Source organism: Bradyrhizobium sp. Rc2d (genome assembly GCF_900099855.1).
Classification (GTDB): domain Bacteria; phylum Pseudomonadota; class Alphaproteobacteria; order Rhizobiales; family Xanthobacteraceae; genus Bradyrhizobium.
Genome location: NZ_FNCU01000016.1, coordinates 126890 through 148068, shown reverse-complemented (window position 1 = coordinate 148068; position 21179 = coordinate 126890). Strand labels below are relative to the sequence as shown.

The following is a 21179-nucleotide window of genomic DNA, read 5'->3' as shown; positions in this document are numbered from 1 at the left end:
TATGTCCCCCGTTCCGCGAGGACGTGGGCTTCGCGATCCCGATTTGAGGGATCGCCTCTTCGAATTGCTGGAGCACGATCCGCTGGCCTATTCGGTCGGGTCGCGCTTCATCCAGGTGATCATCGGCGTCATCGTGATCAACGTGGCGGCGATGATCCTCGCCTCGGTGCCTGAGCTGGACGCGCAATTCGGCACGCTGTTCGCTGGCATCACCATCCTGTCCGTGATCGTGTTCGCGCTGGAATATGCGGCGCGGCTGTGGACCGTGGCCGGCCACACGCAGCGCAAGGCGTCCGCGCTGTCCGACCGGCTCGGCTACGCCTTCTCCGCGCTCGGCATCATCGACCTCATGGCGTTCCTCCCCGCAGCGATCGTGCTGGCCACGGGCCGGCATGCGACGCTGGCAGCTCTCGGCGTACTGCCGTTCTTCAAGCTGATCCGCTATTCGCCGGCGATGCGCTCGCTGCTTGCGGCCGTGCATGCCGAGCGGCGCGCGCTGATCGGCTGCATCGTCATCCTGGTCGGCGTGGTCTTGACCTTTGCTTCGCTGCTCTACGCCATCGAGCGCGACGTGCAGCCGGACAAGCTCGGCACCATCCCGCAGGCGATGTGGTGGGCGATCGTGACGCTCGGCACCGTCGGCTATGGCGATGTCGTGCCGGTGACGCCGCTCGGCAAGTTCATCTCCACCTTCGCCATCATCAGCGGCTTTGCCATGATCGCGCTGCCGGTCGCGATCATCTCCACCGCCTTTGCCGAAGAGGTGAAGCGGCGCGATTTCGTCGTCACCTGGGGCATGCTGGCGCGGGTGCCGCTATTCTCGCATTTGTCGGCCGCCGAGATCGCCGATATCATGCGGCTGCTCAGGGCACGCACCATCGAGCAGGGCGAGATCCTGGTGCGGCGGGGCGATGTCGCCTCCTCGATGTATTTCGTCACCGCCGGCGAGGTCGAGATCGCGCTGCCGAGCCAGCAGGTGCGGCTTGCGGACGGCACCTTCTTTGGCGAGATCGCGCTCTTGCACAAAACAAAACGCAGCGGCACGGTGACGGCGACGCGCAAGACCCGGCTGCTCGTGCTCGACGCCCAGGATTTCCACGCGCTGATCGCGCGCATGCCGACGCTGGCCGCCCACGTCCACAACACTGCGAAAGCGAGGCTCGCCGACACCGGCGATCTCGCTGCGGCGGAGCTGGCGCAGGCGGAGAAGGAAGATGGGGGCAAGGCGCGCTGACGAGGTCCGCCGCGGGTTAGCCCTTCTTCAGGAAAACATACTCGGCGGAGTAGGGCACGCTCCTGAACTCGCCAGCCCTGTCGCAAGCGCCGTCGAGCTTGCCGCCACGGGTGTTGATGCGCTGGACCGTGGTCACGGGCGTCAGCACGCCGCTGCCGCGGTGAGCGGTCACTTCCAGCTTCAGCCAGGGGATATCGCTCGCCGTTGCGCCCGGCGCATTGCCGATGGCCTTGCCGACCACCGCGCTGCCGTCGGCATGCTCCCAGTTCGGGCCGGCATAGTGGCGGCCGATGGTCTTGCCGTCCGAGAGAAGCGTCGCGATCGGCTCGCGGAAGGTCCAGGCGAGCTTGCCGTCGGTGCCGGCCTTGCACTCATAGACCTGTGCGCCCTCGGCGTGGACGCTGAGCACGACGCTCTCGCCCGGCGCGGCGATGGCTTCGGGAAGCGGATCGATGGCGAATGCGGGCGTGCTGGCCAGCGCGAAGGCCGCGAATGCAAGGCTCTTCGATGTCGGCATGGCGTTTCCTCGCGTGCATGTGTCGTCATTGCGAGGAGCTCGCGACAAAATTGCAGAGCAATTTTGCGCTGATGCGACGAAGCAATCCAGAGTGGTCCCGCGGAGGGCTTCTGGATTGCTTCGCTACGCTCGCAATGACGCGTGGAGTTGGCGGCTTACGCCGCCAGCGCCTTGGTCAGGTTCTCGGCGACCTTGTCGAGGAAGCCGGTGGTGGAGAGCCAGCGCTGGTCGGCGCCGACCAGGAGCGCAAGGTCCTTGGTCATGTAGCCGGCCTCGACGGTGTCGACGCAGACCTTCTCCAGCGTGTTTGCGAACTTGGCGAGCTCGGCATTGTTGTCGAGCTTGGCGCGATGCGACAGGCCACGGGTCCAGGCGAAGATCGACGCGATCGAGTTGGTCGAGGTCTCCTTGCCCTTCTGGTGCTCGCGGTAGTGGCGGGTCACCGTGCCGTGGGCAGCCTCGGCTTCCACCGTCTTGCCGTCCGGGGTGAGCAGCACCGAAGTCATCAGGCCGAGCGAGCCGTAGCCCTGCGCGACCGTATCGGACTGCACGTCGCCGTCGTAGTTCTTACAGGCCCAGACATAGCCGCCGGACCATTTCAGCGCCGAGGCCACCATGTCGTCGATCAGGCGGTGCTCGTAGGTCAGGCCCTTGGCGTCGAACTCCTTCTTGAACTCGCGGTCGAAGATGTCCTGGAAGATGTCCTTGAAGCGGCCGTCATAGACCTTCAGGATCGTGTTCTTGGTCGACAGATAGACCGGATAGCCGCGCAGCAGGCCGTAATTGAAGGAGGCGCGGGCGAAGTCGATGATGGAGTCGTCGAGATTGTACATTCCCATCGCGACGCCGGCATCGGGGGCCTTGAACACTTCCTTCTCGATCACGGTGCCGTCCTCGCCGACGAACTTCATCGACAGGGTGCCCTTGCCGGGGAACTTGAAATCGGTGGCGCGGTACTGGTCGCCATAGGCGTGGCGGCCGATGATGATCGGCTTGGTCCAGCCGGGAACGAGGCGCGGCACGTTCTTGCAGATGATCGGCTCGCGGAAGATGCAGCCGCCGAGGATGTTGCGGATGGTGCCGTTCGGCGACTTCCACATCTGCTTGAGGTTGAACTCCTTCACCCGGGCTTCATCCGGGGTGATGGTGGCGCACTTGACGCCGACGCCGACCTTCTTGATGGCCTCGGCGGCGTCGATGGTGACCTGATCGTTGGTGTGGTCGCGGTGCTCCATGCCCAGGTCGAAATAGAGCAGCTCGACATCCAGGAACGGAGTGATCAGCTTGTCCTTGATGTACTGCCAGATGATCCGGGTCATCTCGTCGCCATCGAGTTCGACGACGGGATTGGATACCTTGATTTTTGCCATGATCGGGGAAGCCTCTTGGGGAACGGCGCTTTGGGTGCGCCACGGGAATATCCGGCGCCTCTTAGCACCGCCGCGCGGCGGGCGAAAGCCAAGGGATTATGCACTTTTAGCTCATCCAGCTTCCGCAGACGGGCAGCGGCAGCCCGCCCTCGGCCGGACCCGGGTCATGTTCCAGGCGAGATTCAAAAGTCGAATCCAACCCGTTATTTCCCTTGAGAATTTTGTCAGGACAGGCAAACGACAGGCGGACGGGCGGCCCGCCCGGTGGGCCGGCTTGAATCAACTCCTGAAGTGGCCTCTGCAAGGCCTTGAGAGACAGCGTGAAAGCGAAGCGAGATGTCGGGGACTGACAAGAGCAAGGCGGGGCTTTCTCTCGATGGTCCCATCGTGATCCTGGTCGAGCCGCAGCTCGGGGAAAACATCGGCATGGCCGCGCGCGCCATGGGCAATTTTGCCCTGAGCCGGCTTCGCATCGTCAATCCCCGCGACGGCTGGCCCAACATCGCGGCCCAGCGCGCCGCCGCCGGCGCCGATCAGATTCTGGAAAAGGTCGAATTGTTCGAGACGGTCGAGCAGGCGGTCGCCGATCTCGACCTGTTGTTCGCCGCCACCGCCCGCGCGCACGACCAGGCCAAGCCGGTGGTCGGGCCGGAAGCCGCCGTCGCCGAGATCTCGGGGCACATCGCCACCGGGGGCAAGGCCGGTATCCTGTTCGGCCGCGAGCGCTGGGGCCTGACCAACGAGGAGGTCGGGCTCTCCAACCGTATCATCACCTTCCCGGTCAATCCGGGCTTTGCCTCGCTCAACCTCGCGCAGGCCGTGCTGCTGGTCGGCTATGAATGGTTCAAACGAGCCACATCCGGCGAGCTGCCGCACGCCATGCCGGAGCGGTCCGAGCGCGCTTCGCAGCACCAGATGCAGGCCTTCTTCGACAACCTCGTGCGCGAGCTCGACAAGGTCGAATTCCTGCGCCCCGCCGAGAAGCGCGACACCATGCTGGTCAACCTGCGCAACATCTTCAGCCGGATGGAGCCGACCAAGCAGGATATGCACACGCTCCACGGCGTGGTGATGGCGATCGCGGAAGGGCGCAAGGGCCCGGCCAAGGGCGGCGTGCTCGACGGCGAGCAGGCCACGCGCCTGCGCGCGCTCTTGGCTGAGCACGGGCAGGGCGGCGGCGTGCCCGACAGCGGCTCGACCGTGCGCGGCCTCGCCCGCCTGCTCCGCCGCAACCCGACCGATGCCGAGCGCCTGCTCTGGCATGCCCTGACCCGTGATCGTCGTTTCGCCGGCCAGTTCAAGCGCCAGACCCCGGTGGGGCGGCATATCCCGGATTTCGTCTCATTCCCGCACCGGATCGCGATCGAGCTGGTCAACCCGGGCGAGGGCGAGACCATCGCCGCCGACCGTGCGTCGCGGCGTGTGTGGCTCGAAGCGCGGGATTATCGTGTGCTGGAGATCCGGGCGGCGGACGTCGAGCGCGATCTGGAGGCGGAGCTGGTGCGGCTTGCCGGGATGATGGCGCAGAGCGCGTAGGTCTCGTCGCGCATCGGTCTTGTAGGGTGGCAAAGTGTAGCGTGCCCACCATGTCGATCGGCAATGTTGAGACAGAATTTGTGGGCACGGCGCTGCGCGCCTTTGCCCACCCTACGGCACTAGTCTGCTCCAAGCTTTCGGCCAGCTGGAGCTCCATTTGCCAACGACGCAACCGAGGGCTGTGCAAACTCGCAATCCGTTGCTATGACAGTCCTCGGGAATTGAGTTGGGGACTGTATGTTTGGAATGATCGGCCGCGCACTCATTTGTGCGGTAGCAAGCTTCAGTGTTTTGGCGCTGACGGCCTTGCTCGAAATATCAGGCGCTCGCGCGGAAATGCCCTTGACCTCCAAGTGCAACGCGGTCGGAAATTTCAGCGTTGATGACCGCATCGCGGGCTGCTCCGCCATCATTCAGGCGGCGACGGGCATGCAGCAAGGCGTGATCATGGCGTACTTCCGCCGCGCCATGTTCTACCGCCAGAAGGGCGAGATCGATCTTGCGATCGCGGACTACAACCAGATCATCGAGCGCGATCCGGCCAATCTGAACGCCCGTATCGCGAGAGCTTCTGCGTTTCTCCAAAAGCGAGAGCCCGAGGCCGCGCTGCCAGACTATGCCAAGGTGATCGAGCTTGATCCGAAGAATACCTACGCATATCTCGGACGTGCTCACGTCTATTCGGCGAGACGCGACTTCGTCCGCGCCATCACCGACTATGATCAGGCTCTCCTGATCCATCCGGACAATGTCATAGAGCATGTCGAACGGGGCCTCGCTTACGTCCGCAAGGGGGATCCGGATCGGGCCATGGCCGACTGTGATCGAGCGGTCGAGATCAGCCCCCAAACCGGCGGCGGTCAATTGTGCCGCGGCCGGGTTTACTTCGCCAAGGGTAACAGAGAGCGTGCATTGGCCGAACTCGATCAAACAATCCAAATCAAGCCGAGGAATGAGTATTTCTACTACTTCCGAGCCGAATCCTTTTCTCAGCTGGGCGAACTCGACCGCGCTATCGCCGACTATGACCGGATCATCGAGTTGAATCCACAAAGCCGATCTGCCTACGGCTGTCGGGGCGTCGCCTACGCTCGAAAAGGCGATTATGATCACGCGATTGCCGATTACAACCAGGCAATCCAGCTGGCACATCAGGATCAAGCAATCCCTGGCGATCGGCAGCCTCAGATTCAAGGTCAGGGCGCCGACCCCATTTCTGCATCCGTCGCTGGTGAGTCAATCGTACTCGCTGCGGGGGATGGACCTGCGCTCCGCGCTCGCGGAGTGGCCTACTACGCAAAAGGGGACCTTGACCGCGCTATCGCAGACTATGATGAGGCGATCCGCCTCAATCCCAAGGACAAGGACGCAATATCGTCTCGCGGCAATGCGTACAGAACCAAGGGGGACTTCGGCCGCGCGATTGCGGACTACGATCAACTCGTGCAGCTGGATGCCAAGGATTCACGCGCCTACTTTCATCGCGCGAGGATCTATTGGCAGAGTGCTTCATTCACCAAATCGTTGACCGACCTGGATCAGGCGATCCTGCTCAATCCAAAGGATGCCTATCCGGTCGTATGGCGCGAAATTCTTGCAAGGCGCAGTGACCAACCGAGCCAGCTGAGCGAGGCTGCAAAGCAGCTGGACGCGGCGAAATGGCCCGCGCCGATCGTCAATCTCTTTCTTGGCACAATGACGCCGGAGCAAGTGCTCAGCGCGGCGGACGATGCCGACCCCACGAAGAAGAAGGCGCAGGTCTGCGAGGCGAATTTCTATATTGCTGAGCGCGCACTGCAGGGCGGCTCCAAGGAAGAGGCGTTGAGGCTGTTCGACTTGGCGGCAGCTGATTGCCCGAAGACCTTCATAGAGAAACAGGCCGCCGACGTCGAGCTTGGCGCGTTGCGAGCGAGCCGCTGACTGTTGTTAGGCAAAGCGCAGCGTGCCCACCGATGTCGATCGGCAACGTTGCGACAGAATTCGTGGCCACGGCGCTGCGCGCCTTTGCCCACCCCCTGAATCTTCGTAGCCCGGATGAGCGGAGCGATATCCGGGACGGTGTTCCCGCATGTCGCTGCGCTCATGCGGGCTACGGATGAGACCGATCACACTGCCTCTAGCTGGTCCGCCGCGCGCTTCTTCTTCGTCTTCGACTGGCTGAGCAGGGGACCTGCCGCAAGCGCGGCGGTATCGGCAACGCCCGGATCGCGCGAGATCATCGCCGCGACGATGGCGCCGTCGATGATGAGGCCGAGCTGGTGCGCGAGCACGGTGGGCTCGCTGGAGCCGAACTCGCCGGCGAGTTTCTCGATGTGGCCGAGCACGATTTTCTTGTGCTTCAACGCGATGTTGCGGAACAGCTTCTGGTCCTTGTCGTGCTCGCCGACGGCGTTGATGAAGGGGCAGCCGTAGAAGCGTTCTTCGGCGAACCAGCTCTTCAGCGCGGGGAAGATGCGCGTCAGTTTCGCCTGCGCATCACCGCCGCCTTGCTCCATCGCGCCGATGAACCATTCGCGCCACTGCTTGCCTTCGCTCTCCAGCACCGCGTTGACGAGGTTGGTCTTGGAGCCGAACAATTTATAGAGCGTGGTCTTCGCGGTGCCGGCTTCCTCGATGATCGCATCGATGCCGGTGGCATTGATGCCGTTCTTGCAGAACAGATGGGTCGCGGCGCTCAGCAAACGCCCGCGCGCGGACTCGTCGTCGCCTGCGCCAGCACCGGCGTGCGGCGAATTCGATTTTTTCTTCGATGACGTCTTAGCCATGGACTCGAACTTACCCGCAGCTGCGCCGCATCAGCAAGCCGCATCTGTTCCGCGCCGAAAAGATTCGCATGCGCAAGCGCATCTGCTTCGCCTTTAAGCAAGCTGCGGCTGATCAATCCGCAGGCAGGGACACTTAAGCGGCTCCAATGCTTCGCGTTTTGTTTTCGGCTTGCTGTGGCACGCTCCATGCAAGGAAACAGACCGTTCGGTATCCTGCCGATTTCCACTTCTGCCAGGGAGAAGACTGATGACTGCCGTCGTTCAGAAGACAGTGCTGACGGGGTGCCTCGCGCCCATCGACAAGAATGGCCTCGAGCAACTGATCGCGAGCGGCAAGGCCAATCCGAAGGTCGTCAAGACCTTGAAGTGCAAGACGGTCGCGGAGGGAAAATTCCGCCACGCCAACTACATCCGCAATTTGCCGCCCTACATCGTCGACGAGCCCCCGGGGCTTCTGGGCGACGATACCGCGCCCAATCCGTCGGAAGCCTCGCTCGCCGCGCTCGGCTCCTGCCTCGCCGTCGGTCTGCACGCCAACGCCGTGCATCGCGGCTGGATCGTCAACAAGCTCGAGCTGGAGCTCGAGGGCGACCTCAACATCACTGCGGTCTGGGGCACCGGCGACACTTCCGACAAGCCGGTCGGCTTCACTGACGTCCGCGTCAAGGTCGACATGGAGTGCGAGGGCATCGCGCCGGACGAGATCAACGCGCTGGTCGCCCATGTGAAGAAATGGTCGCCGGTCGCCAACACCTTCACCCGCCCGGTCAATCTCGAGGTCGGCATCTAGCAGACAGCAATCAGCAACTGGGGTGCGGGAGACGATCATGGGTTCACTGGCTTTATCGCGGGTCGACGTTTTGGATCATCCCGCACCGTCCATTGCAGGAGAGGTGGCGCGGATCGCGCGGGAGCAGCTCGCGCCGCTCGCTGCCGGCATCGACGCCGGCACGGTCTATCCGGCCGAGGTTCTGCGCAAGTTCGGCGCGGTCGGCGCCTGGGGCAGTCACGTCCCGCACGAAGGCCCCGCGGATCTGCGCTGCGCCATCCAGGCGATGGCGGCGATTGGCGAGATTTGCGGCGCCACCGCCTTCATGGCCTGGTGCCAGAACACGCTCGTCTGGTACGCCGCGAACTCGACGAATCTGAAGCTGGCAAAACGCTTTGGCGATGCCTTCTCGACGGGGCGGGTGCTCGGCGGCACCGGGCTCTCCAATCCGATGAAGAGCTTCTTTGGCATCGAGAAGCTCAAGCTGAAGGGGCGCAAGGTCGAGGGCGGCTACATCGTGCGCGGCGCGCTGCCCTGGGTCTCCAATCTCGGTCCTGACCATTACTTCGGCACGATCTTCGAACGCGAGGACGATCAGGGCATCGCAAAAGGCGAGCCTGGCACGGTGATGTTTCTGGCCGACTGCTCCGATCCCGCGATCACGCTGACGCCGTGCAAGCCGTTCCTCGCCATGGACGGCACCGGCACTTATGGCGTCCAGTTCCGCGACGTCTTCGTGCCGGACGAACTGATCCTGGCCGATCCCGCGGGTCCCTTCGTGAAGAAGATCCGCGCCGGCTTCATCCTGCTCCAGGCCGGCATGGCGCTCGGCGTGATCAGGGACTGCATCAACATCATGGACGAAGTCGACAGCCCCCTTGGCCATATCAACCGCTATCTGCCGCAGCAGCCGGTGCATTTTCGCGATCTCGCCGCCGAGCTCGAGATCGAAACGATGGCGCTGGCGCGTGATCCCTACAACGAGGAGGAGACCTACTGGCGCAAGGTGATCGCACTCAGGCTTCGTGCCGGCGAAGCCAGCGTCGCGGCGGCGCATGCGGCGATGCTGCATTGTGGTGCACGCGGTTATCTCAAAAGCCATCGCGCTCAGCGGCGACTGCGCGAGGCCTATTTCGTCGCGATCGTCACGCCTGCCACCAAGCAATTACGCAAGATGCTCGCCGATTCCTGATCTTCACGAGTCCACCCGAAGACGCCTGCCAAGACGACTGTTAAGACCACCTTCAACCTCAACGGAGAGGCTGCCAATGACGGACGTTCTGATCTCTGCCAGCGAACTTGCCGATCTCTTGAAGACCGAGCCCTGTGTCGTCATCGACACCCGCAATCCCGACGCCTACGGCGCCGGGCACCTCCCCAATGCCGTGAACGTGCACGACATCTTCACCTATCTTGCGACCTCGACGCCCGACGGCATCAACGAGCTCAAGACCAAATTTGCCGACGCCTTTGGTGCCGCCGGTTTCTCCGGAACGGAGACAGCGGTGGTCTATGAGCAGTCGATGAACTCCGGCTTCGGTCAGTCCTGCCGCGGCTACTATCTCCTCACCATGCTCGGCTATCCCAAGGTCAAGGTGTTGCATGGCGGTTTCGATGCCTGGGCAGTAGCCGGATTGCCGGTCACCAAGGACGTGCCGACGCCGGCGAAGGCCTCGTTCACGATCGTGCCTGAGGCGGGCGAGATCCTGATCGACGCCAAGACCATGCTCGGGGCCGTCGGCAAGCCCGGCATCGCCATCCTCGACGTGCGCGACGTCGATGAGTGGATCGGCGACAGCTCGTCCCCATACGGCAAGGATTTCTGCCCACGCAAGGGCCGCATCCCCGGCGCGGTGTGGCTGGAATGGTACCGCATGATGAAGCCGACCGCCGAGGGCCCGCGCTTCAAGTCCAAGGACGAGATTCTGGCCGAATGCGCCACTGTCGGCATCTCGCAGACGACGCCGGTCTATCTCTACTGCTTCAAGGGCGCGCGCGCCTCGAACACGTTCCTGGCGCTGAAGAATGCCGGGGTGAAGGACGTGCGGATGTACTTTGGCTCCTGGAACGAATGGTCGCGCGATCCGTCGCTGCCGATCGAGCAGGGATTGCCGGTTGTGTCGGGTGTCACGACAAAGGCGGCGTGATAGCGTGCCGCTGCCGTAGGGCTCGGTCCACCTCTCCCCGACGGGGAGAGGTCGGATTGCTCCTGGCGATGCGAAGCATCGTCCAGCGCAATCCGGGTGAGGGGGCGTTGCCTTTGGTGAGACCGTAAGCCCTCACCCGGATCGCATCTCTCGATGCGATCCGACCTCTCCCTACGGGAGAGGTGAACCGAGGCGCGCGACCGTGCTTCGCCACATTCTAGCCGTTGAGATCTGCCCGCGGACGAGGCGCAATACCAAGCGCCTTGATCCGCGAGGCCAATGTGGTCGGCTTGATATCGAGCATCTCGGCCGCGCCGCCGGGGCCGAAGACTTTCCCTGCGCAGGCTTCGAGCGCCGCCAAAATGTTGGCGCGCTCGTGATCGCGCATTTCCGATGACGTCATGACCGCGGGGCGCACATCGGCTTTCGGGCGTGCAGCGCCGCTCGGAGCTTGCGTGCCGGAGGGGTCGGGCAGATCGATGCGCAGCCGCCCGTTCTGGGACAGGATTGCGGCGCGCTCGATCACGTTCTGCAATTCGCGGACATTGCCGGGCCAGTCGTAGCGGGTCAGCCGCCGCGCATCGCCTTCGGACAGACGCAGGTTCGACTTCAACGCCTTGCTCTCGCGCGTCAGGAAATGCTGGGCGAGCAGCGGAATGTCCTCGCGTCGCTCGCGCAAGGGGACAGTCTCGATCGGAAATACGTTGAGACGGAAATAGAGGTCCTCGCGAAACCGGCCGCGTTGCACCTCCTGCTTGAGATCGCGATTGGTCGCGGCAATGACGCGCACGTCGACCGCGCGCGTGCGCTCCTGGCCGACGCGCTCGAAATTGCCTTCCTGCAAGACGCGCAGCAGCTTGCCCTGGAGTTCGAGCGGGATCTCGCCAACCTCGTCCAGAAACAACGTGCCGCCGTCGGCAAGCTCGAACCGGCCGATGCGGTCGCGCGTTGCGCCGGTGAAGGCGCCGCGGACATGACCGAAGAACTCGCTCTCGAACAATTCGCGCGGGATCGCGGCGCAGTTGACGCGGATCAGCGGCCGGTCGCTGCGACCCGAGGCTTCGTGGATGGCGCGCGCGATCAGCTCCTTGCCGGTGCCTGATGCCCCGGTGATCATCACGGCCGCGGTGGTCGGGGCCACCAGCTTGACCTGGCGCAGCGTCTTCTGGATCGCCTCGCTCTGGCCGATGATGCCGCGGGGATTGGTCTCGATGCGGATTTCTTCCTGGAGATAGGCGTTTTCGAGCTCGAGACGCTCGCGCAGGCGGTCGACCTCGGCAAGCGCGGCATGCAGCTTCTCGTCGGCCTCGCGGCGCTGGCTGACATCGCGAAACACCACGACCGCGCCGACCACCACGCCGCGGTCGCGGATCGGCGTGGAAGTGTATTCGACCCAGGCCGGCGAGCCGTCCTTGCGCCAAAACACCTCGCCGTCGACCTGATGCACGGCACCGTCGCGGAACGCCGCATAGATCGGGCAGTCGTGGTTGTGATAGTGCCGGCCATCATGGTGGGTGTGGTGCACGATCGGGTGGATTTCCTTGCCGACCAGCTCCTCGGCGGTCCAGCCGAGCATCCGCTCCGCCGCCGGGTTGACGAAGGTGGTCTTGCCCTCGGCGTTGACGCCATAGATGCCTTCGCCGGCCGCGCGCAGGATCAGCTGGTTCTCGCGCTCGATGTCCTGGAATACGCGTTCGACCCGTTGCCAGGTCGAGATGCCGCCGCGCATGTGGTCTTCGGCAGCAGCGTCGACGTTGCGTCGGCGGCGCGCTTCGAGATCGGTGAGGGTGAGCAGCACCAGCGTGCGGCCGTCATGGGGCAGGATGCAACCGGCATATTCGAGCCTGAGATTTTGCCCGGCGGCATGGCGCGGGGTGAGCGCCGTGGTCCAATAGGCGCCCTTGTGCAGCACGGCCTGGGTGAACACGGTCAGCGCCGGGAGCTGGCCGGCATGGAGGGTGCTGGCCCTGGTCTGCCGCAACAGCGCGCGGTCGTAGCCAAGCAGGGTGCAGGCCGCCGGATTGGCGTCGATGATCTGATCGCGGGAGGGATCGATCAGCAGCGTCGCCTCCACTGAGGACTCAAACGCCGCGGTGCGCGGATCGATGGTTTCGGCCGCATCGTCGCGGCCGGGCATTGGCGTCATTGCCATTACGAAATCTCGTCATTTGATTACGAATTTTCGTTTATCACGACTTTTCGTGGCGACCAAGCGCGACGGAAAGTGCTGCGTCATCAACGCACTGCCTCGCGATCCGGCGATGGCATGCTCCTTGCGTAATTCCTTCTGCAATGACGCGCAGGAGGTCCGATGTCCACATTCGACAATCCGTTTGATCCCGATCGAAACCTTCGAGCCGGTTGTGTCTGTGGCCAGCACCGATCGGCGGCGGAGCACGAGCAGGCGAGCGCGCTGCGTTGCGAGCCGTTCGAGAGCGAGGAGAAGCGTTACGCGGGCGTTGTCGCCTCCGCTGTGATGCGCGCGATGTTTCCGCAAGATATGGCGCGGCGCGCGTTTCTGAAATCGGTCGGGGCCTCGACGGCGCTGGCCGCGCTGTCGCAGTTCTTCCCGCTTCAGACCGCAACCGAGGTGTTTGCCGAGACTGGCGCGCCCGAGAAGAAGGACCTCAAGGTCGGCTTCATCCCGATCACCTGCGCGACGCCGATCATCATGGCGGCCCCGCTCGGTTTCTATGCCAAGCACGGCCTCAACGTCGAAGTGGTCAAGACCGCCGGCTGGGCCGTGATCCGCGACAAGACCATCAACAAGGAATACGACGCGGCACACATGCTGGCGCCGATGCCGATCGCGATCTCGCTGGGGCTCGGTGCGAACGCCATTCCCTTTGCCGTGCCGGCGATCGAGAACATCAACGGGCAGGGCATCGTGCTGGCGGCCAAGCACAAGGACAAGCGCGATCCCAAGGACTGGAAGGGGCTGAAGTTCGCCATCCCCTTCGATTACTCCATGCACAACTATTTGCTGCGATATTATCTCGCGGAAGCCGGTCTCGACCCCAATACCGACGTGCAACTGCGCTCGGTACCGCCGCCGGAGATGGTCGCGAACCTGCGCGCCGACAACATCGACGGCTTCCTCGCGCCCGACAACATCTGCCAGCGCGCGATCTATGACGGCGTCGGTTTCATGCATCTCTTGTCCAAGGAGATCTGGGATGGCCATCCCTGCTGCAGCTTTGCTGCGAGCCGCGAGTTCATCACGACGGCGCCGAACAGCTTTGCGGCACTGACGCGGGCCATCGTCGATGCGACGGCCTATGCGTCGAAGGCGGAGAACCGCAAGCAGATCGCGGAGGCGATCGCGCCGGCGAACTACATCAACGCGCCGGTCACCGTACTGGAGCAGGTTTTGACCGGCACCTACGCCGACGGCCTCGGCGGGGTGAAGACCGACGCCAAGCGGGTCGATTTCGATCCGTTCCCTTGGCAGTCCTTTGCGGTGTGGATGCTGACGCAGATGAAGCGCTGGGGCCAGATCAAGGGCGAGGTCGACTACAAGTCGGTCGCCGAGCAGGTGTACCTGGCGACCGATACGAAGAAGCTGATGACCGAGATGGGGCTGTCGCCGCCCACGAGCAGCTACAAGTCGTTCGCGGTGATGGGCAAGACATTCGATCCGACCAAGCCGGAGGACTATTTGGCCAGCTTCAAGATCAGGAAGGCGTCGTGAGTAAACTTCTCTCGCTACCGTCGTCCCGGCGAAGGCCGGGACTCATAACCCCAGGGAGATGTTTGGCGAAGACTCGTCGTTCGGTACTGCTGCAGATCGCGATCGATAGATTCCGCGGAATGGGTCCCGGCCTTCGCCGGGACGACATGTGGAGAGGTCTCGCGCAATGAACTCTTCCCTCCGCCTCCGCGCCGGCCTCGTCTCTATCGCGCTTCTCGCCGCATTCCTCGGCATCTGGCATCTCGCCACGCGCTCGACCGGCGCAACGACAGCGATGAGTCCGGAATACGCCAAGCTGATGGGGCTGACCGCGACGCAAGGCAAATCCGCGATGCCCGGGCCGCTCGATGTCGGCGCAAAGCTCTGGGAGCACCTGAGGCGGCCGTTCTATGACAACGGGCCGAACGACAAGGGGCTCGGCATCCAGCTTGCCTATTCGATCGCGCGCGTCGGCACCGGCTATCTGCTGGCGGTGCTGGTCGCGATCCCGCTCGGCTTCCTCATCGGCATGTCGCCGCTGCTCAGCAAGGCGCTCGATCCCTTCATCCAGGTGCTGAAGCCGATCTCGCCGCTGGCCTGGATGCCGCTGGCGCTCTACACCATCAAGGATTCCTCGATCTCGGCGATCTTCGTCATCTTCATCTGCTCGATCTGGCCGATGCTGCTCAACACCGTCTTCGGCGTTGCCGGCGTGCGCAAGGAGTGGATCAACGTCGCGCATACGCTGGAGGTCGGCACCGTCAGGCGCGCCTTCACCGTGGTCCTGCCGGCGGCAGCGCCGACGATCTTGACCGGGATGCGCATCTCGATCGGCATTGCCTGGCTCGTGATCGTCGCCGCCGAAATGCTCGTCGGCGGCACCGGCATCGGCTATTTCGTCTGGAACGAGTGGAACAACCTCTCGATCACCAATGTCATCATCGCGATCCTCCTGATCGGGATCGTCGGCATGCTGCTCGACCAGATCCTGGCGCGATTCACGCGCATGGTTACGTTTCCGGAGTAGGGCAGTGACCGATAAATTCATCTCCATCGAAGGCATCGCGAAGCGCTATCCGGGCGCGGGCGGCGCAACGACGACTGTGTTCGAGAATCTGTGGCTGTCGATGGCCCGCGGCGAGTTCTGTTGCGTGATCGGCCATTCCGGCTGCGGCAAGACCACAGTGCTCAACATCCTTGCCGGCCTCGATGCGCCGAGCGAAGGCGCCGTCATCGTCGACGGGCAGGCGATTTCCGGCACCAGTCTCGACCGCGCGGTGATCTTCCAGAGCCACGCGCTTTTGCCCTGGCGCACCGTGCTCGGCAACGTCGCCTATGCCGTCAGCTCGAAATGGCGGAGCTGGGATCGCGCCAAGGTCAGGGCGCACGCGCAGAGTTTCATCGATCTTGTCGGCCTCACCGGCTCCGAGCACAAGCGTCCCTCCGAGCTGTCGGGCGGCATGAAGCAGCGCGTCGGCATCGCCCGCGCGCTCTCGATCACGCCGAAGATGATGCTGATGGACGAGCCGTTCTCCGCGCTCGACGCGTTGACACGCGGCACGCTCCAGGACGAGGTGCGGCGCATTTGCCTCGAGACTGGGCAGACCGCGTTCATGATCACCCATGACGTGGACGAGGCGATCTATCTCGCCGACAAGATTTTTCTGATGACCAACGGTCCGGGGGCGGTGCTCGCGGAAGTCGTCGAGAACCCGCTGCCGAGGGATCGCGGCCGCACCGATCTGCACCGCCATCCGCTGTACTACGCCTTGCGCAACCACATCATCGATTTCCTGGTGACGCGCAGCAAGACCTTTGCCGCCGAGACGCCCGGTCACGATGCGCGCAACGTGCCGACGGTTCAGATCGGCAAGCCCGGACTGACGATCGCGTCGAATGGCGAAGAGCAACGACAGACATGGATAGCCGGGCCCAGCCCCGGACTGATTGCGTGATTTTATAGACGCATGATCTGCGGAAAACCGCTTCACACTTTTCCAGATCATGCTTTTGAAGAGGAGACCCTGACATGAAACGCGAAGACCTCACCGAAAAGCTGCTCGACATCAAGCGCGAGAAGGGCTGGAGCTGGAAACACATCTGTGACAAGATCGGCGGCTATTCCGAGGTGCTGATCGTTGGCGCGATCCTCGGTCAGATGAAATTGACCAAGCCGCAGGCCGCGAATGCCGGCGAGCTGTTCGGCCTGTCGAAGGCGGAAGTTGCCATGCTGAACGAGGTGCCGATGCGCGGCACCGGCACGCCAATGCCGCCGACCGATCCCCTGATCTACCGCTTCTACGAGATGGTGATGGTGAACGGCCCGGCCTGGAAGGCGCTGATCGAGGAAGAGTTCGGCGACGGCATCATGTCGGCGATCGACTTCGACATGGGCATCGAGCGCGTCGCCAACCCGAAGGGCGACCGCGTCAAGATCACCATGAGCGGCAAGTTCCTGCCGTACAAATATTACGGTGCCAGCGGCAACGTGCCGGAGTACGGCTTCAGGGAGGAGTGACCGCGGCGAAGGCGGCGCGCAGCTCGCCGACCGGAGCCATCTCGCGAATATAGGTGAAGGATCCCTGGTCCTTCATCTCGCGTGCGCAGTTCAGGAACGCGGCGAGCGCGTAGCGTGACATGGCCCCGCCGACGCTGATGCGCTTGACGCCGGCGGCGGACAATTGCCCGACCGTCAGCGTCGGGTCGGCAAAGCCCATCACGTGGTTGAACGGCTTGCCGAGCGAGGCGACGACGGTCCGGATCGTGGCGAGATCGTAGAGGCCCGGCGCATACAGGACATCGGCGCCCGCGGCCTCGAAGGCCTGCAGGCGGCGAATTGTGTCGTCGATGTCCTTGCGGCCGTGCAGGAAGTTCTCGGCCCGCGCGGTCAACGTGAACGGAATTGACAGCGCGCGCGCCACTTCGACCGCGGCCTGGACGCGCTCGACGGCGTGGGAGAAGTCGTAGATGGGACGATCACGGTCGCCGCTGAAATCCTCGATCGAACCTCCGACCGCGCCAGCCTCGGCGGCGCGCTGAATCGCTTGGGCGGCACGCTTCGGCTCATCTGCGCCGCAATTCTCGAGGTCGACGCTGACCGGCAGTTCGGTAGCTTCGACGATCGCGCGCGCGTTGGCGAGGATGACGTCGAGACTGACGCCGCCGCTGCCGAGCATGTTGGCCACCCCGAGGCTCGTGGTCGCCAGGGCCTCGAAGCCCATCGCCACGAGCAGCTTGGCCGTACCGGCGTCCCATGGATTGGGAATGATGAAGGCTCCGGGCCGCTCGTGCAGTGCGCGAAACGCCGTCGCCTTGTCCAGCTGGCTCGTCATGGCTCGTCTCCGTGTTGTTCGTCCAAGCAGCCTTAGGAGCGTTTCCGTCATCCGCCAAATTTGTTATTCCTTCAGTGATCATCAGTTTTTTGCATGAGGTCGCGATGGACAGTGATGCCCTCAACACCTTCCTGGCGGTGCATCGCAGGGGCGGGATCTCGAATGCCGCAAAGTTCCTGCATCGTTCGCAGCCGGCGATTTCGCGCCGTATCGCCCTCTTGGAGCAGGAGCTCGGCGTGCCCCTGTTCGACCGGGTGGCAGGCCGCACCCGGCTCAGCGATGCCGGGCGCGTGCTGATCCCCTATGCCGAGCGCGCGGTTGCCGCGGCGCAGGACGCCGAACAGGCGATACGGGCGTTGACCAAGCAGAATTCGGGGCCGGTTTCGCTGGCCGTCACCGGCACGCTGGCCGATGGCCGCCTCTCGACCATCATGAAGCGGTTTGCCAGGGAAAATCCCGCCGTCACGCTAGCATTGCAGACAGCGACCAGTGCGGAGGTCAGCGATCTCATCCGGCGCGGCGAGGCCACGATCGGCCTGCGCTACAACACCGACCGCTCCGGCGATCTCGCCTGCGAGCAGGTGCTGAGCGAGGCGTTGCAGGTCGTCTGTGCGCCCGACCATCCTCTGGCCGGAAAGCGCGTGAAGCGCCTCGCCGAGCTGCGCGGCGAGCGCTGGATCGCATTCCCGGAGACTCGCGGGCGTCGCGAGATCGCCGCCGCTCACGTGTTCGCGTTGTTTCTGACGCAGGGGCTTGGCGAAATCGCGTGGACGGCCGTGGACAGCCTCACCGCGCAGAAGCGGCTCGTGGAATCGGGCTTTGGCCTTGCACTCCTGGCGCGAAGCCACGTCGCGGAGGAGCTGCGTGCGGCCTCGATCGCGACGATCGCCGTGGGCGATCTTGCCGCGAACCAGGACATCGTCCTTGTCACGCGTCGCGGCGGCTTTCTGAGCACGGCCGCCGAGCGCCTGCTCGAGACCATCCGCCGCAACTATGCCGGGCTGGATGTCTCGACCACGCGGGACGCCGGAAAGCGATCGCCGGCGCGCAAGGGAATTGCGCGCCGGCGACTCGCCTGAACCAGTTACTTCCCGGCCTTCACCTCGGCGGCTGCCACCGCGATCAGCTCGCTCATCTTGGCGCGAATCGCCTGCTCGGTGACGGCGACCTTCTTGGCGGCGAAATCGGCCATGACCTTGCGCAGGACGTCGCCATCGCCGGCCTCCTCGAAATCGGCCGCGACCACCTCCTTGGCATAGGCGCTGGCGGCGTCACCGGTGATGCCGAGCTGTTCGGCCGCCCACAGGCCGAGCAGCCGGTTGCGGCGGGCCTCCGCCTTGAATTTCTGCTCCTCGTCGAGGGCGAACTTCTTCTCAAAACCTTCCTCGCGCTTGTCGAACTCGCTCATGCTTTGTTCCAAATCCCTCTGAATGGAGTGGGAGCCTTCCGTTGCGGCGACCCGGCTGCATGCCTACATAGAGAGCAGAAATAGGCAAAACAACGGGCCGTTAAGCCGCAGGCAAGACGGTATAAGTTGGTGCCGGACGGCCGGATCGATTGTGCTTGGACAGCCAATCGGATAGGTTGCCTAAGGCTTGGTTCCCGTTCTGTTTCCAAGGATTCGAGACGGGTTCCGAGCCGTTCACGGCAGCTCCGCTGTGGGTCCTAATCCTAGTCAACCGGAGCACACCAAATTCATGGATTTCAACAAAACACGGTACATCCCAATGAGCCGTCGGCGTCGCATTTATGAAGGCAAGGCAAAGGTTCTCTATGAAGGCCCGGAGCCCGGTACCCTGATCCAGCACTTCAAGGACGACGCCACCGCATTCAATGCGAAAAAGCATCAGGTGATCGAGGGCAAGGGTGTCCTCAACAACCGGATCTCGGAGTACCTGTTTCAGCACCTCAACGACATCGGGGTGCCGACCCATTTCATCCGCCGCCTCAACATGCGCGAGCAGTTGATTCGCGAGGTCGAGATCGTGCCGCTGGAGGTGGTGGTGCGGAACGTTGCCGCCGGCTCGCTGTCGCAGCGCCTCGGCATCGAGGAGGGCACCCAGCTGCCCCGTTCGATCATCGAATTCTACTACAAGAACGACCAGCTCAACGACCCCATGGTGTCGGAAGAGCACATCACCGCCTTCGGCTGGGCGACGCCGCAGGAGATCGATGACATCATGGCGCTCGCCATCCGCGTCAACGACTTCCTCACCGGCCTCTTCCTCGGCATCGGCATCCGTCTCGTCGATTTCAAGATGGAGTGCGGCCGCCTGTTCGAGAACGAGATGATGCGGATCATCGTCGCCGACGAGATCTCGCCGGACTCCTGCCGTCTGTGGGACATCAAGTCGAACGAGAAGCTCGACAAGGACCGCTTCCGCAGGGATCTCGGTGGCCTGCTCGAGGCCTATACCGAAGTCGCAAAGCGCCTCGGCATCCTCATGGAGAACGAGCGTCCGCAGGGCTCCGGCCCGGTGCTGGTGAAGAGCTGAGAGAGGATCTTTGACGTGAAGGCACGTGTCACCGTTACCCTGAAGACGGGCATCCTCGATCCGCAAGGCAAGGCCATCGAAGGCGCGCTGAAGTCGCTCGGCGTCGACGGCGTCGCCAGCGTCCGCCAGGGCAAGGTGTTCGACATCGAGCTCGCCGGCGCCGACAAGACCAAGGCGGAAGCCGTGCTGAAGGAAGCCGCCGACAAGCTGCTGGCGAATACCGTGATCGAGAATTATCGGGTCGAGATCGTCTAACGCGCGGGCGGCTTACAGCCACCCTGCACGACGGAATCGCCAGTACAGCGCGCCGCACGCCGTCAGCATCACGCCGAGCAGCATGTAATAGCCGTACTCCCATTCCAGCTCGGGCATGTGCTTGAAGTTCATGCCGTAGATGCCGGCGAGTGCGGTCGGGATCGCGATGATCGCGAGCCAGGAAGCGAGCTTCTTGGACACCGCGGTCTCCTGGGCCTGCCCGACCAGCAGGCTCGCCTCGAAGGCGAAGGCCAGCACCTCACGCATGGAATCGATCCGCTCCTGGATGTTGCGGACGTGGTCGGTGACGTCGCGGAACAGTGGCTGCATGGCCTGCCGCACCATCGACAGCTCGTCATGCTCCAGCCGGCGGCAGACCTCCACCAGCGGTCCGATCGCGTTGCGGAGCCGCAGGAGGTCGCGGCGCAGCATATAGAGCCGCTCGATCTGCGCCTTGGTGATCGCGTGCGCGAGCACGTAGTCCTCGATCTCCTCGATCTCTTCGTGAATGCTTTCGAGCACGGGGGAATAGTTGTCCACGATGAAATCGAGAATGGCATAGAGGATGTAGTCCTCGCCGCGGGCGAGCGCCCGCGGGCAGCTTTCGCAGCGTTCGCGCACCGGTGTGTAGGAGGTCGAAGCACCGTGGCGCACCGAGACCAGATAGCCATCGCCAACGAAAATGTGCGTCTCGCCGAAGGCGATCCGGCCTTCGACCAGTTGCGCGGTGCGCGCGACGATGAACAGAGCCTCGCCGTACTGCTCTATCTTGGGCCGCTGATGGGCGTGGTTTGCGTCCTCGATCGCGAGATCGTGCAAATCGAACTGCTTCTGCACCGCGCGGAGCAGCGCCATGTCCGGCTCGTGCAGGCCGATCCAGACCACATGGCCGGGCTTGGCCCGCCAGCTCGAGGCCTCGCTGATGGCGATATTGGCGACGCGCCGGCCGTCGACATAGGCGCCGGCAGCGACGACGCCCTCGGTGGGCACCGGCTCGGAGGGGGATGCGGGCAGCGACGGGATATTCATGGCTTCAATCCCGGGCAAATCGAGCGGTCAGACTGCGTGCAACCAGAGCCTGTGTACAAG

At 63.7% G+C, this 21179-nt stretch carries 20 protein-coding genes; 13 read left to right on the top strand and 7 right to left on the bottom strand.

Going from position 1 to position 21179, the window contains the following annotated elements:
* The first annotated feature begins 1 nt into the window (after window position 1).
* Window positions 2-1234, top strand: coding sequence for a cyclic nucleotide-gated ion channel (locus tag BLV07_RS21035; RefSeq protein WP_091889086.1), 1233 nt, complete (start codon window positions 2-4; stop codon window positions 1232-1234).
* Window positions 1235-1250: 16 nt separating this feature from the next.
* Here the strand turns inward: BLV07_RS21035 and BLV07_RS21030 are convergent, their stop codons facing one another.
* Window positions 1251-1751 (bottom strand): DUF3455 domain-containing protein, encoded by a 501-nt coding sequence (locus tag BLV07_RS21030; protein WP_091889084.1) that lies wholly within the window; start codon window positions 1749-1751, stop codon window positions 1251-1253.
* A gap of 155 nt (window positions 1752-1906) precedes the next feature.
* On the bottom strand, window positions 1907-3121 hold the full coding sequence (locus tag BLV07_RS21025; RefSeq protein WP_091889082.1) for an NADP-dependent isocitrate dehydrogenase: 1215 nt from the start codon (window positions 3119-3121) through the stop codon (window positions 1907-1909).
* A 336-nt stretch (window positions 3122-3457) separates the two neighbouring features.
* Here BLV07_RS21025 and BLV07_RS21020 point away from each other — a divergent pair, with 336 nt between their 5' ends.
* Window positions 3458-4657 carry a TrmJ/YjtD family RNA methyltransferase gene (locus BLV07_RS21020; RefSeq protein ID WP_091889080.1) on the top strand — a complete coding sequence of 400 codons (1200 nt, stop codon included), beginning with the start codon at window positions 3458-3460 and terminating at the stop codon, window positions 4655-4657.
* Window positions 4658-4894: 237 nt separating this feature from the next.
* A complete protein-coding gene (locus BLV07_RS21015; protein WP_244551156.1) occupies window positions 4895-6577 on the top strand; it encodes a tetratricopeptide repeat protein in 1683 nt (560 codons plus the stop codon).
* 185 nt (window positions 6578-6762) lie between these two features.
* Here BLV07_RS21015 and BLV07_RS21010 read toward each other — a convergent pair whose 3' ends face one another.
* Window positions 6763-7422 (bottom strand): TetR/AcrR family transcriptional regulator, encoded by a 660-nt coding sequence (locus BLV07_RS21010; protein WP_091889078.1) that lies wholly within the window; start codon window positions 7420-7422, stop codon window positions 6763-6765.
* Window positions 7423-7669: 247 nt separating this feature from the next.
* On the opposite strand from BLV07_RS21010, the gene BLV07_RS21005 reads away from it, so the two are divergent.
* From BLV07_RS21005 to BLV07_RS20995, 3 genes are all read left to right on the top strand, one after another.
* Entirely contained in the window at window positions 7670-8212 is a 543-nt protein-coding gene (locus BLV07_RS21005; RefSeq protein ID WP_091889076.1) for an OsmC family protein, read from the top strand.
* Between the two features lie 37 nt (window positions 8213-8249).
* Window positions 8250-9383, top strand: a complete 1134-nt coding sequence (locus tag BLV07_RS21000) for an acyl-CoA dehydrogenase family protein (protein ID WP_176945663.1) — start codon at window positions 8250-8252, stop codon at window positions 9381-9383.
* A gap of 76 nt (window positions 9384-9459) precedes the next feature.
* Window positions 9460-10338, top strand: coding sequence for a sulfurtransferase (locus tag BLV07_RS20995; RefSeq protein ID WP_091889072.1), 879 nt, complete (start codon window positions 9460-9462; stop codon window positions 10336-10338).
* 217 nt (window positions 10339-10555) lie between these two features.
* Here BLV07_RS20995 and BLV07_RS20990 read toward each other — a convergent pair whose 3' ends face one another.
* Window positions 10556-12490: a sigma 54-interacting transcriptional regulator gene (locus tag BLV07_RS20990; RefSeq protein WP_091889070.1), complete on the bottom strand. Its 1935-nt coding sequence runs from the start codon at window positions 12488-12490 to the stop codon at window positions 10556-10558.
* Window positions 12491-12649: 159 nt separating this feature from the next.
* Here BLV07_RS20990 and BLV07_RS20985 point away from each other — a divergent pair, with 159 nt between their 5' ends.
* The 4 genes from BLV07_RS20985 to cynS all read left to right on the top strand — a co-directional run bounded on the left by BLV07_RS20985 (window position 12650) and on the right by cynS (window position 16526).
* The gene (locus tag BLV07_RS20985) at window positions 12650-14029 is read left to right on the top strand and encodes a CmpA/NrtA family ABC transporter substrate-binding protein (protein WP_091889068.1); all 1380 of its coding nucleotides are present in this window, start codon (window positions 12650-12652) and stop codon (window positions 14027-14029) included.
* A gap of 166 nt (window positions 14030-14195) precedes the next feature.
* The gene (ntrB, locus tag BLV07_RS20980) at window positions 14196-15035 is read left to right on the top strand and encodes a nitrate ABC transporter permease (protein ID WP_091889066.1); all 840 of its coding nucleotides are present in this window, start codon (window positions 14196-14198) and stop codon (window positions 15033-15035) included.
* A 4-nt stretch (window positions 15036-15039) separates the two neighbouring features.
* Window positions 15040-15963, top strand: a complete 924-nt coding sequence (locus BLV07_RS20975) for an ABC transporter ATP-binding protein (protein ID WP_091889064.1) — start codon at window positions 15040-15042, stop codon at window positions 15961-15963.
* Window positions 15964-16037: 74 nt separating this feature from the next.
* Window positions 16038-16526 (top strand): cyanase, encoded by a 489-nt coding sequence (gene cynS / locus BLV07_RS20970; protein ID WP_091889062.1) that lies wholly within the window; start codon window positions 16038-16040, stop codon window positions 16524-16526.
* On the opposite strand, the gene BLV07_RS20965 is transcribed toward cynS, so the two are convergent.
* Complete coding sequence (locus BLV07_RS20965) at window positions 16513-17340, bottom strand: isocitrate lyase/PEP mutase family protein (protein WP_091889060.1); 828 nt, start codon at window positions 17338-17340, stop codon at window positions 16513-16515. The two genes, cynS and BLV07_RS20965, sit on opposite strands and share 14 nt — an antisense overlap.
* A gap of 104 nt (window positions 17341-17444) precedes the next feature.
* Between BLV07_RS20965 and BLV07_RS20960 the strand changes: the two genes are divergently transcribed.
* Window positions 17445-18419, top strand: coding sequence for a LysR family transcriptional regulator (locus BLV07_RS20960; protein ID WP_091889171.1), 975 nt, complete (start codon window positions 17445-17447; stop codon window positions 18417-18419).
* Window positions 18420-18424: 5 nt separating this feature from the next.
* On the opposite strand, the gene BLV07_RS20955 is transcribed toward BLV07_RS20960, so the two are convergent.
* Window positions 18425-18748, bottom strand: a complete 324-nt coding sequence (locus BLV07_RS20955; protein ID WP_091889058.1) for a DUF1476 domain-containing protein — start codon at window positions 18746-18748, stop codon at window positions 18425-18427.
* Between the two features lie 319 nt (window positions 18749-19067).
* On the opposite strand from BLV07_RS20955, the gene purC reads away from it, so the two are divergent.
* Window positions 19068-19835 carry a phosphoribosylaminoimidazolesuccinocarboxamide synthase gene (gene purC / locus BLV07_RS20950; RefSeq protein ID WP_173015815.1) on the top strand — a complete coding sequence of 256 codons (768 nt, stop codon included), beginning with the start codon at window positions 19068-19070 and terminating at the stop codon, window positions 19833-19835.
* A 15-nt stretch (window positions 19836-19850) separates the two neighbouring features.
* Window positions 19851-20090: a phosphoribosylformylglycinamidine synthase subunit PurS gene (gene purS, locus BLV07_RS20945; RefSeq protein WP_091889056.1), complete on the top strand. Its 240-nt coding sequence runs from the start codon at window positions 19851-19853 to the stop codon at window positions 20088-20090.
* A 12-nt stretch (window positions 20091-20102) separates the two neighbouring features.
* Here purS and BLV07_RS20940 read toward each other — a convergent pair whose 3' ends face one another.
* Window positions 20103-21119, bottom strand: a complete 1017-nt coding sequence (locus BLV07_RS20940; protein WP_091889054.1) for a magnesium and cobalt transport protein CorA — start codon at window positions 21117-21119, stop codon at window positions 20103-20105.
* Window positions 21120-21179 lie beyond the last annotated feature (60 nt).